This is a genomic window from Photobacterium kasasachensis (assembly GCF_050336885.1).
Lineage (GTDB): Bacteria > Pseudomonadota > Gammaproteobacteria > Enterobacterales > Vibrionaceae > Photobacterium > Photobacterium kasasachensis.
The window spans coordinates 319,090-331,646 of record NZ_JAKJSH010000005.1 but is presented as its reverse complement, the minus strand read 5'-3'; the positions used below and the strand labels follow the sequence as shown (position 1 = coordinate 331,646).

Annotated in this window: 11 protein-coding genes; 8 read left to right on the top strand and 3 right to left on the bottom strand. The window is 45.8% G+C overall.

All coding sequences use genetic code 11. The features are described 5' to 3' along the window. The first annotated feature begins 452 nt into the window (after positions 1-452). The 4 genes from L4D19_RS05825 (at position 453) to L4D19_RS05810 (ending at position 5,361) form a co-directional block, all read left to right on the top strand. A complete protein-coding gene (locus tag L4D19_RS05825) occupies positions 453-1,808 on the top strand; it encodes a serine/threonine protein kinase (protein WP_428451640.1) in 1,356 nt (451 codons plus the stop codon). After that, on the top strand, positions 1,805-3,271 hold the full coding sequence (locus tag L4D19_RS05820; protein ID WP_428451639.1) for a chromosome partitioning protein ParA: 1,467 nt from the start codon (positions 1,805-1,807) through the stop codon (positions 3,269-3,271). Before L4D19_RS05825 ends, L4D19_RS05820 begins: the two co-directional genes overlap by 4 nt. 3 nt (positions 3,272-3,274) lie before the next feature. Next, entirely contained in the window at positions 3,275-3,838 is a 564-nt protein-coding gene (locus L4D19_RS05815) for an ECF-type sigma factor (RefSeq protein WP_428451638.1), read from the top strand. A gap of 161 nt (positions 3,839-3,999) precedes the next feature. Beyond that, positions 4,000-5,361: a hypothetical protein gene (locus L4D19_RS05810; RefSeq protein ID WP_428451637.1), complete on the top strand. Its 1,362-nt coding sequence runs from the start codon at positions 4,000-4,002 to the stop codon at positions 5,359-5,361. A gap of 82 nt (positions 5,362-5,443) precedes the next feature. Here the strand turns inward: L4D19_RS05810 and L4D19_RS05805 are convergent, their stop codons facing one another. Then, positions 5,444-6,064 (bottom strand): LysE family translocator, encoded by a 621-nt coding sequence (locus L4D19_RS05805; RefSeq protein ID WP_428451636.1) that lies wholly within the window; start codon positions 6,062-6,064, stop codon positions 5,444-5,446. 161 nt (positions 6,065-6,225) lie between these two features. On the opposite strand from L4D19_RS05805, the gene L4D19_RS05800 reads away from it, so the two are divergent. Beyond that, positions 6,226-6,528: a DUF1330 domain-containing protein gene (locus tag L4D19_RS05800; protein ID WP_428451635.1), complete on the top strand. Its 303-nt coding sequence runs from the start codon at positions 6,226-6,228 to the stop codon at positions 6,526-6,528. A 56-nt stretch (positions 6,529-6,584) separates the two neighbouring features. On the opposite strand, the gene L4D19_RS05795 is transcribed toward L4D19_RS05800, so the two are convergent. Next, positions 6,585-7,160, bottom strand: a complete 576-nt coding sequence (locus tag L4D19_RS05795; RefSeq protein ID WP_428451634.1) for a TetR/AcrR family transcriptional regulator — start codon at positions 7,158-7,160, stop codon at positions 6,585-6,587. A 99-nt stretch (positions 7,161-7,259) separates the two neighbouring features. On the opposite strand from L4D19_RS05795, the gene L4D19_RS05790 reads away from it, so the two are divergent. The 3 genes from L4D19_RS05790 to L4D19_RS05780 all read left to right on the top strand — a co-directional run bounded on the left by L4D19_RS05790 (position 7,260) and on the right by L4D19_RS05780 (position 11,354). Beyond that, positions 7,260-7,715, top strand: coding sequence for an HPP family protein (locus L4D19_RS05790; protein WP_428451633.1), 456 nt, complete (start codon positions 7,260-7,262; stop codon positions 7,713-7,715). Positions 7,716-7,897: 182 nt separating this feature from the next. Then, positions 7,898-10,159 (top strand): hypothetical protein, encoded by a 2,262-nt coding sequence (locus tag L4D19_RS05785; protein WP_428451632.1) that lies wholly within the window; start codon positions 7,898-7,900, stop codon positions 10,157-10,159. Between the two features lie 223 nt (positions 10,160-10,382). Beyond that, positions 10,383-11,354, top strand: a complete 972-nt coding sequence (locus L4D19_RS05780) for a DUF2860 domain-containing protein (protein WP_428451631.1) — start codon at positions 10,383-10,385, stop codon at positions 11,352-11,354. 46 nt (positions 11,355-11,400) lie between these two features. Here the strand turns inward: L4D19_RS05780 and L4D19_RS05775 are convergent, their stop codons facing one another. Further along, a complete protein-coding gene (locus L4D19_RS05775) occupies positions 11,401-12,549 on the bottom strand; it encodes a sensor histidine kinase (RefSeq protein ID WP_428451630.1) in 1,149 nt (382 codons plus the stop codon). Positions 12,550-12,557: the final 8 nt, after the last annotated feature.

Here is a 12,557-nt window from a genome sequence, read left to right as displayed (position 1 = left end):
TTAAGTAATTTTTATATATGTATCAAATAATACTTTCAATGAAGACGTGAAAGTGTCGATATAGTATGTGAAAATTTATACGGGTTATGTGATAAGTATCAAAATACTATTTCACTAGATATGGTTTGCTAACTGTTCATTTATTCATTATTCGATTAAATATCCGTACTTTTTCTAATAATCTGCCTGTTAAAGTCATTTTCTTGCGAATGATTCGTCAATAGTGAATATTCTCTCAACAAATAAAACACGCCATAGGCTAGCTTTTATTCAATAATGATAGGCTGATCACAATAAATTCTGTTGAAATAACATTATGCACTGGATGAACACCTAGAGACCTAATCGCCTCAATTTATAGCTAAACACATGAATAAATTAAATAACTGTTGCTAATGCTATAGCTTTTTTATATAAACAAGGGCGTATGAATTAATAAAACTATCAATACATTGGAACCTAACCTCAGTACAACAGAACTCTTCTATGACTTGCTGGATCTCACTGAAGAGGAACAGCAACACTATCTCAGTGAACTCAAGCGCGAAGATCCCGAACTATACCATAAGATTCAGCCTCTGCTCGAAGCTGACTCGCAGGAGAGCGGACAACTTACCGAGCTATTTGGCTTTCATGCCCAGCAAGCCGTCTCAGAGGATGTCTGCTTCTCGCAACTGCTCATTGATAAATACAAGATCCAAGATGAGATAGGCCGTGGTGGAATGGGCATTGTCTATGCCGCTGCGCGCTGCGATGATACCTTCGACCAACAACTGGCCGTCAAGTTTATCCAGCCATCCTTAACCCGGATTCTCGGTAAAGCCTTCTTGTTTCAAGAGGCACAGCTACTCGCGAGGCTGAATCATCCCTATGTAGCTAAAGTGTTTGATGGCGGTGAGCATCAGGGCTATGTCTATATTGTCATGGAAAAGGTCGAGGGCCGGACTTTACGAGAAGTTATTGGATCGCAAACTCTAAGCTATCGTCAATCGCTGCTGCTATTTGTCAAAATATGCCAGGCGATTGCCCATGCCCATCAAAACCAGATCCTGCATGCCGATATCAAGCCTGAAAATGTACTGATTGATGACGAAATAACTCCTAAGGTACTCGACTTCAATATTACCCAGAAACAGCATCTATCAACGTCAGACTCCACGCCTTTCCTGGCTTTCAGCGATGAGTTCGCCAGCCCGGAGCAGAAGAATGGAGACTACCTGACCCATCAGAGTGATATTTTCTCTCTCGGCAAACTACTGCATTTTATGGTTGGCCAGCAACCAGCCCAGACTGACTTGCGGCTTGTGATGGATAAGGCAACTCAGCACCATGCCAACCAACGGTATACCTCAGTCATCGAGCTCATGGCAGATATCGAATGTATTCTCACCAAACGACCGATAAGCCAGAAAACACATATTCCGCTCTATGTTGCCAGAAAACTTATCCAACGGCGGCCACTTTCCTCTGCTCTCAGCTTTAGCCTGCTAGTTTGTGCAATCTCTTTTTCAGCAGCCCTGATCCAGAAAAACCACCAGCTAGAGCAAGAAAAGGCAATCGCAGAGAACATGATGTTCGAAGTCACCAGCCTGCTATTCCACAGCAAAGGAGACGTCAACAAATATATGTCAGTCCAGAACATGCTGGAGCTGACCCGCAGACGAATTTTATCTAATCCCGATTTACCTAAGCATATAAAACAAAAAATGCTGCTAGCAATGATGACCCCGGTTCCGGATAAAACCCGGGTCGCCGAGGACTGCCACCCTAACTGCCCGCAGATAACAACAGAAGGTAAGGTACAGTGATTAAACGGACTTTGATGATAACGGGCCTGGCGATCGCCAATAACGCAGCACTCGCAGCCTCTGAACTCCAGACAGGGTATTTTATTGATGCCCCTGTCACCGGTCTCTACTATAAAACCAGCTCCAACTACCAGGGCTTCACCGAAAAAGGGGCATTCAAGTACAACACTGGTGATGTGATCACTTTCTTTCTCGGTAATGACGACACATCCTTTCCGCTTGCGACCCTGTCGGGCCAGGAGGTGATTACACCGACACTGGCTGCGACGACTCCAAGCCGCAGTGTGAACATGACAAGATTATTGTTATCTCTGGACAGCACCCCCGAAAACCGCGAAGAGATCCATCTAATCAGCAAAGCCCTCTCCGATCCAGACTTTCAGGAGCGGCTCAAACAAGTTAACTTACAGGCCTTAGACACCTCCTATGAGGTGCTTGGGCTGGAGCTGGTCTCCGTCAAAGAAGCCGCTCAACATTTAAATGAAAGCCAGTCCTACATCGAAGAAAACTTCACATCAAAGGATGTGATCCTGCAGCCAATGAACGTGAAATATAAGAATATCATTATTAAAAGGCGCGATTGGCAGGGTAACCTATGCTTCTATGACGTTGCCAGAAAGGCCGCTCCCGGCTATTTCGGCCCTATTGGCAGTATGACCTATATGATCACTCCCAAAGGGATATACGAATACCCGGACGTAGGAGATTACTTTGGCAGTACCGATAATTCAGTGCCAAGCTGCGAGCTCAACTATAGCCGCCGTTACAAAGAGATTATGTTCGAGCCGATCTCGGTATTTGAAGGATGGGACGGGCTGATTGGCTGTGCTGCCAATGGCTGCACTCGCTCAGATCTCAACGGTTTCTCGATTGATGACTATAACGATGAAGGCGACTGGAAATACCGTACTGTCGCGATTAACTATGACCCCCATACCCGGCTGCTGATGCAGAAAAATCAGGGATTGGGCCCGAAAGATACTGTGCCACACACCAACCTGGCCGAGTACATATGGTTCACCTATGATAATAAAAGTAACCAATCTATTGACTTCGAAGGCATCTGGCTGGAAACCCAGTACAGTAATAGCAGTGATGTCTCGAATCAATGCCTTTGGATAACGTCCGACAGGATCCTGTCGACGGACGCCGATGATGCAGAGTGTCCAACAAACCTGAGCGCTTATCGTGACAACGTAACTAAAAAGCATGCCGATATGTGGTGGCTGGCACCGGACAATACTGAGGCAAGCCTTGCCCAACTCAATGCGCCGGTAAAATGGTATGATGAGACATCAAAGGCCCGCTATACCAGTTGGGAGTATCTGCCAAGCGGCCCTAACTGGGATCAGGGAGTGCTTTACCGATTGCAGCAACATATAGTGATCGACAAAGAGGGCAAGCAACAGGCGCAAACCCACCAAATCACCGAGCTGAAAAAATACCACCATCAAGAGTCATAGTTCATGAGTCAACAAATCACTCAAATCATCCAGCAGTGGCATTTAGGTGACAAACAAGCAGAAGCCGAGCTGTACCAATTTGCCTATTTGCAGCTTCGGGCAATAGCCCAACAGGAGCGCGCACGAAGCGCCAAAAAACATGGTGATAGCAATCAGGTACTTAGCGACTGTATCAATAATACCACCGCCCTGATTCATGATGCCTACCTCAAACTGGAAGGTACAGACTTATCACTGATAGAAAACCGCCGCCAGTTTTATCTTATGGCGGCAAAAGTCATGCGCCAAATCCTGATCGATCATGCCCGCACGCTAGCTGCAAAGAAAAGGCAGCAAGTCACCATTGTTCAACAACCGCACGACGACAAATTCGAGCAACTGCTGAGTGTTAACAAAATGCTAGATACCTTCAGTCTGCACTACCCGAGGCAGTCGGAAGCATTGAAGCTAAAATATTTACTGGGATTGAGAAACCAGGAAATCAGCGAGCTTCTCCAATGCAGCAGTAGTTTGATTGAAAAAGACCTCAAATTTTCTCGCAGCTGGCTGCAGGCTAAAATGGTTTAGCGCCCCTACCAACTTTTATTTAAACTTTTTTGGCAAAAAATTGCGGTTTTTTGCCTTTTTTCCGTCCCTTGATAGCCCTTCGCAACAACAGTACTTTTCTCGCATCACAAAATATCACTAGCTATCCGCTATCCGGTGCGGATCCAACAGGGAATAACGTAATGAAGAGAATTGGTTTACTTGCAGCGTCTGTAGCTTTGGCCCTCACAGGTTGCGGTGGCAGCGACAGTAATTCAGGAAACGCTAACACAGCACCTGGTGCAGCTACTGAAGCTGTTATCAAGGCAATCGACGGCTACCTTGTCGACGCTGAAGTATATATCGACCGTAACAAAAATGGCGTCGCTGAGTCGGAAGAAAAGATCTCTGCCCTTACCAATGAAAAAGGTGAAGTCACCATCAGCGCTGCAGATACCCAGTTCCCTGTAATTGTAAGAGCCATCGCCGGTAAAACATACGATACTGACAAGGGCGGACGCCTGACGCAGACTGTCGAAATGACAGCAGCAGCCGGTTCAAATGTTGTGACACCATTCACGACACTGGCAGCAATTGAAAATCTGTCTCTTCCTGAACTAGCTGCCAAATTAAACTTGCCGGAAGCTGTCATTGCCGGTGACTATGTAGCGAGCAAATCAGACACAGATGTAGCCCAAGAAGCCCAAAAAGCCCACGCCGTTGCCCGTTCCCTGACATTGGAGCTGGGCAATACCATTTCAGAGTCTCAAAACGACTCTGAGCTACTAACAAAGTCTAACAAAATCATCACGGTCGTTGATACCGCAGTTAATAACGGTGATGAACTGGATGAAGTTCTAATTAGCTTCGACGACAGTGGTGCAGCAAACAAGATCCCAATGCCACCAACAGTCCAGGAACATTTTTCCGGTAACACCTTCTACTCTATCAGTACCAACGAAGACTATTTTAAGCATGAAGGGCTAAACATCGCGAAGTTCACCGACACTGAAATTCACGACATAGATTTCAACGGAGAGGTTATTGGTAAGTTTCCAATCACCTACACCACAAACGGCTTCAAAGGTGGCGATGGACTAGACGAAGTTATCTATATGAGTGACGCCTTCTCCTTGGCAGTCACTGCTGATAATGACATGATTTTCCACACCCAGACCAATATCGATAACGGCTATACCGCTCAGGCCGCTACCGAAGTCATGTTCAAGGGTAAAACACTCTATCACCTATGGGATGACTCAACGACCAAAAAAGCCAGACCGACGTTCGTTACCCTGGCGTTTGATTCAGAGAAGAAAGTTGTTGATATCATCGAAGACGGTGAGACAACACAGCATGAGTGGTCGATTTCCAGCAAAGGCCAAATGATCGTTCAAGGCGTAATGGAAGGTGATGACTGGGTGATCCAGCCAACTAATCTTGGCAACGATGACTTAACCGTATTCTATGAAGGTGCAGATAATGAGAGCATCCCGTACTTCTTTACTGCCAACAAAGATCTGGCGGTCAGCCTGTACGATGAGTGGTACTCTCTAGCACAATAATAGCGCGTTAAAAAGATACCAACACTATGATAAGCCCTTGATGATACCGCAAGGTTTCAGCAGGGGCTTTTTAGCAAGAACGTTAGCCCATCACCAACCAGACACTGACTCCCATCATCATACTTCCCGCTATCCGGTTCATTAGCATGACATTTCCACGTTGCTGTAACAGCCCCCGCAAAGTACGTCCTCCCGCGGCGTATAACAACATGCAAATCAGCTCAAAGCACAGGATCACACTGATCAGCACAGCAGCCTGCGGTTGCAGCGGCAAACTCGCATCAATAAACGGTGGCAACAGGGAGATCATAAATGCCCATGCTTTCGGATTGGCAATAGCCGTAACGAAGCCCTGAGTGGCCAGGGAAAGCGGCTTGACGCTTACCTGAGTATCCAAATCGGACGGGATAGCCATTTTCCCTCGAGAGCGCCACATCTGGATCCCCAGATAGAGTAAATATGCGCCACCCAGATACTTTAGTGCCAGAAAAAGGTTAGGTCGAGCCAGCAATACTGTTGCTACCCCCACCAAAGCAGACAAAGAAACTAGCCCCACACCCACAAGCTCACCGACCATCATCCACAGGCTTCGACGAACACCGATGGTCATACCCAATGTCATTGCAAGCGTCATACAAAGCCCCGGGGTCGCTGACACTGCAAAAAAGGTGGGGATAAATATTAATAAGACAGAAGGATCCATGAGGCTCGTTACAAAAATGGAAAAAAAACAGTCTACACATTCATCAGACAAATGCCAAAGCAATAATTGGCTACTGGCTAATTAATAGCCCTTGCATATTGATAGCGGAAAAGGCATTTTGAACGAGCATTCAAAAAAATATCTGCTTTAGGGAAAATAAGATGTCATATGAACTGTTAGTCGGCCTTAATGTTATTGATGACCGCCGATATCAAGAATACAGAATCGCAATGAAACCGATCCTGTCACAATTTGGCGGTCGCTTCGGCTATGACTTCAAAGTTTCAGAAGTCCTGCAATCCGAAGTCGAGAACAACGACATCAATCGCGTCTTTACAATCAACTTCCCTAATCAAATGGACATGGAAGCTTTCTTTTCTGATGCAGAGTACCTTAACGTCAAATCCCGTTACTTTAAAAGCTCGGTGAAAAGTACAACAATAATTTCGAGCTATGAAAGGTAAGCTCGAAAAATATTAACGGTAATCCCCCCGCTTGTCGTATCCGTCGGCGGGTTAGCTTAGCACTCTAAATCAATCAGCGTTGAAACCGTTGGAATACACTTCGACGCTGCCTCTTTGTCACCACCGACAAACGCAGAAACTATCGCCCCTTCTTTTAGCAGGCAAATCGTATCAACCAGCAGCATCTCTTTGGCAGGCTCGAGAGTCAGTGCCCTCACCTTCAGCCTTATCAGCTCTCGAAGTTTTTCCTTGTGTTGCAGACAGTATGCTCTGACAGGCGAAGCCGGATCGCTGAATTCAGCTGCTGTGTTAATGAAAAAGCAACCTTTGAATTCATCAAGCTCAGTGACCCGATCATTAAACCAGTCATCCAGCCCAGAGAACAAAGCAATGACGGACTGCTTAGCGGACACCTCACTGTCTAAACACGATTTAACCCAGTGGTAAAAAATATCGTCCCGATATTGCAGCGTTGCCATTACCAACTCTTCTTTGCTGGCAAAGTGATTATAGAGGGTTTTCTTCGCCACTCCCGACTCTTTTAAGACTTCGTTGATACCCACCGAATTAACCCCTGCTGAATAAAAAAGGCGCAGAGCCGTTTTAACCAGCAACAATTTCTTTTCATTCATTTCGCAACTCCTGTTTAGAAACAGATTGACACAGGGAGACAGAGTTGTCTACCCTAGCAAGGAGACAGATCTGTCTCCCAATCAGATTGAGGAACTAACATGAACAAGGTTCAATTTCCGATCGCAGCAGGTATCGCCGCCACACTGGCTATCGGAATCCTATCCTATCTCGATAGCCTGACACATACCGGGCTATGGTTAATGGCACCATTTGGAGCAACCGCCGTATTGGTATTCGGCCTACCCGATAGTCCCCTTGCCAAGGCTAAAAATGTTATTGCTGGTCACTTTCTAACAGCCCTTATCGGTGTATTTTTTGTTGAGTTTATTGGCGTGTATCCGTGGTCACTAGCGTTAGCAACAGGGCTTGCCATCACCACAATGCTGCTAACAAAGACCACTCACCCGCCAGCGGGCGCAAACCCTATGCTTATCATGTTAACCGGGCAAAGCTGGCCTTTTTTGATAACGCCGGTATTAATCGGTGCCAGCTCAATTGTATGCCTAGGGGTGGTTCTGAATAAGATAAGAGTGTTGTATCTAAAAACCATATAGAGCAACATTTAACCCTATTAATCAATACGATAAATGACTCTAACTAATACTAAGCGCCTAAATATTGGTACAATGCAGGGTTAGAGTGAATAGAACGTATACCCAAGCTACCTCAAGAGGCTCACTCCCGAAGGACGAGCTTCTTGAGGTAGTTTGGGTATATAAAGTAGGCGAAAAGCATTATGTTTCAAAATTCAGAACAACATCTTATTCAATTTTGTCTTAACGACCTAGACAGCCTTCGCCACGCATTAGCACAATATCGTGTTCTACTTGACGCCAACGATGTCATGGGGAAAAACACCTTTAACATTGAGTTTGTTGAAGCATCGGTTGAACCGTCACGCCGCTTACAGGTAGCTGACGCTCAACATAACATTGAACTACTAAAATCCTCACTCGATTTGGGACAAGAAGGTGGCCCGCACTATTATCCCGATCATATCGACGACGATGACAAATCCCCGATATCTGAGCCGATATTTTTCGCCATTGCCTTGCAGTACCCCGAATTGAGAACGGAGGTAGTCGAAGCAGTACAGGCAATCGTTCGCTACGCTCGCCGCCATAACAACACCAATAATATGTGGCTAGACAACATGCGCTTGTTTGGTGCCGAAGCGATTTATATGCTGGCACGCAGCGACATACGTTACGCCTACCTGATGGCGCAATTCTACATCCCCTACTGGGACAATGAGCACGCCACCGGATACGAAGGTTATTTCTGCGATTTACTAGCCCGGCACGGTTGGGGCGAAGCTATGATCAAAGCCTTTATTTGGTGCGATAACCCTGCATTTCGCCATGCAATGAATACCTGCCACATAGACCCTAACAAGGTCCACCCTGCACTGGGCGAGCATCTTCTTCTCTACCCTGAAGCGTATGAACATTTTGTTCAAATGTTACAACAACGCTTTACACAGCAGCCTGTTATGCTGGCAACATCAAACGACAAATTAGATAGTCAGAATCCCGTTGTAGATATCTATCTCAGTGCGTTTGCAGAGTGGGAGCCGTACTCAGATATCGAACAAACCGAGTTATTGCAACGCCAGGCCTGGGGCAGCACATTGAAAGAAGTTGCCTACGACATGCAGCATCGTATAGAAGAGCAGCTCAATGTTTCTTTGGTCTGTTACGCAGAATCAACGCTAACTCACATGGCACGCTACGAAGCCTATTGCGAACGCATCGACAACCCGATCTCGGCCATTTCCCTTTTAGATGAGATGGCAAGTCTGATCAAGCATTTGCCCAACGGCACCGCACTATGGCATTACGTAAATTCCGGAGAAGGTTTCCAGCACCTCAAGACCTTTGACCCCCTTGATCTTGAAACCACCTCTGTGTGGCCTATCGCTCAGGCTTTCGCACCCACCTTCTACCTTCATATGTTGGATGAATGTGACGACGAAGAATGTGACTACGAACTACACTACCAGCTCTTGAACGTACTGAAGCCGATATTAGATATTTGGATAACGAACAATAAAGACAAAGACACCTCATCCCGTCTTGAAGGACGAGACCGCTTCATTCGTTTGTTAGATGTGTGGTACCACATCTTAGGCCAGCGAGACCTGACTCAACGCCATTTTCTAGCGGTTGCCGCAACAAACAATCCCCCGAGTATTACACCGAAAGAATTCTATGCGCGATACACTCAAGAAACGTCACACACCGATGAGTCAACCCTGCCACCACGGCTGAAAAAACAAGTTTCGACACTGTTCTCGCAATTTGATGAACCCTCGTCTACGCTCTATCGAGATTCGCTGAGAGCGGTATCGCTTATCATGAGCGAACAGCGCGCCACGCACGATCCAGCCGGTTGGAAACCCACCCTGGCCTGCTGCACCCTCGCTGCACATTTGTGGTATCAGGATCACTTAGAAAAGCGTCAAGATGCGTACACCGAAAATCTCTTTGATTTTATTGATGAACATTTCTTCACCGCCGTTATCAAGCGACTGATTGGAAACGGCACCAAAGCATTACAAAACCATCGAGACAGCCTTACCCAGTTTGTTCATCAAACGAATTCTCAAATAGATTTCGACACCATTGTCAATCTGCTACGTACGCACTTACGTACTGTTAAAGGCACTTGCCAAACCGACGGAGAACATTGCATCAACGATCAACAACCAACGCTCGAGCTGTTCGAAAAAAAGGGCAGCATGCAAAACGTTAGCTTAACCTGTGCGTGGCTTGCCAGTTACGACAACCCGCTGCAAGAACGTGCTCGCCAGCTTTTACTCCTGCTACAAGCCCTCGCACCACAACGAGTAATGGCACACCTAGCCTATTCACGCTCTTGTTCTCGTGTCCGAATTGCCTTTGAAGCCCCCCAATTGGAGCACTATGCGTTTAATTGGCTACACGAAGTTGGCATTGCCAAATGCCATATCGACGCATTCAAAATGGCGCAAGCGTGACAGTATAATCGCGAACAATATCCAGAATGACTGGCATATTTATCAACAATACAAACGGGGGGATGAGTACTTGGAAAATATCGTTAATTCGAGACGTCAAGCGCCAGCGCTTTCTGGACGAGTTAACATAAAAAACACCGTTAAATTAATTGTCAAAATTCACCCCCCATTTACCCGCTGTAGCTGAAGGTATAGGTGTTATTACGCATGGAAGAGGAACATCATGAAACACCTATATTTATTGCCACTGGGTATTGCGTTAAGTGGTACGGTATTTGCCGAATTGGATAAACCGGGACTCAGCGGTGAAGTCAGCCTTTTAGCTGGCTACAGCGGTGGAAAAAGTAACTTCAACATGGACAACGAAACCAAAACAGGAGACCTCAATAGCGCAGGAGAATCAAAGTCCGGGGCAATGTTCGCTCCGCTGGGACAACTTCGCTATACCTTTGGAGAGAATAATGACCACCAGCTGTATTTCGGTACGGCACGCGGAGACATTATCGAAGGCATTTTTGCCATAGAGCTCGGCTATGCCATGGAGCTCGGCAACGAATCTGTTCTTTCATTTGCCTACTTACCTACAATCGCCAATGGTGAAGTTTGGGAAGATCCCTACCTAACAAATACAGCGAGAAAAAAGACCGATATTTCAGGAAATACTTATCGAGTTCAATATGAAAACATTCTAGATACTGGACTATCGGGCGACTTTGCATTCTATGACCAAGATGTTGATAACGAAAAATCTGGAAGCCAACTGACCGGTAACCAGGAGTTACTCAACCGTGATGCCAAAGGCTACTACGCGGGCCTTTCTATGGGGCTTCCTGTCAGCGCAACATCATTTTTGGAGCCATCAATCTCTTATCAGGATCATTCTGCTGATGGTAAAGCCATGTCCTTCAAACGATATGGCATATCACTAACTTATATGCATATGGTCGGTAAACACGCTTTTTCGGTAAATGGTGATTACTCAAATACCCAATATGACGCAAAAAATCCGGTATTCAACGACACTCAGAAAGATAACAGCTACGGCGTTAATCTCGCCTATGAGTACAGCGAGTTTATGGGGTGGGAAAACTGGGGCTTCAATGCACTGCTTGGCTACTCAAACACAGCTTCAAACATCAACTTTTATGATAGTAACGACTACTTCACAGGCGTTGGCTTAACATACAAGTTCTAAATTGAATGGGTTGGCTCTATTTCAAGCCAACCCAAACTAAAACAAATCAACTTACGGGTAATTGCAACGCAGCTTTTACTCCACCGTCACTATAGTTGATGTCCAAATTCCAATTAAGCCTGCTGCACACTTTTTGCGTAAGCTCCAACCCCAGACCAAAACTGACGACCTCTCGGTCATTCACCAAGTCCATATCATAATTTTCAACTATGATAGTGCCACTCTGATAAGTCACTTTTATCCAGCCTTTGTGAGTGTACTGAAAGGCATTACGAATCAAATTATTCAATACGATCATCAACGGTGTGGCCGGTAATATTTCATCAGGAGCAGCCTCGTAATCATGGATAACCTCTACACTCTCTCCCTGAATAAGGTAAGTATGATCATCGATTAGCTGTTTAAGTAAATGCGGAAGATTCACTTGATATTCAGCAGGGGCAGTATCGTTTTTTCTTCCGAGCCACAACAGTGTTTCAGTTATTAGCTGCATATTGGTATTGGCTCGCTCAACACGACTGAGTGAGCCTAGTGCAACCTCGGGTATATCCATTCTTTCCAGAATTTCCATGTTGGCGCGAATAATTGCAATCGGCGTTCTGAGCTCGTGGCTGGCATGAGACAAGAACTTCTTCTCCCTTTCCATCAGCGCAGCATTTCGCTTCAAAGATTGTTCTAAGCAAGTAGCAACACGATTATATTCATTAAAATGAAAATCAGGTCGCTCTGAACTCAGGTTGTCTGTCGATATCTGTTCAGCCCAGTCAACAAGCGCTGCAGATTTTTTTCCTACCCGATAGCTATAAAACCAAAGCGCCATCAATATCAGGACGAGATACCCAACACCGATATAGAGTATGAACAGAAAGTCCTCATCCCACCGTTCAGTTTCGTGCTCAGCCAACAGGTTAAAGTCATATTTTGCAATAGCGTATAAAGATCGCCCGTCATACAGCTTGGTATGATAAAGCGTCAGGACAAAATCACCGCTTGGCAGTTCAGGATCTGCGACAACGTCTTCACTCATGATGAATAAGAAATCACCGGCATTGACACTCACACCTTTCAGTATGTCTGACTGTTGTATGATCACCTCAGGCAGTTCATCAAAATAAAACTTCATCATATACGAGGAAGGAAGCGGGGCGGTTTGGTCTCGCTCATAGGCATTGGCAAACGAGCGGGTCTCAGTCATCAACCGTA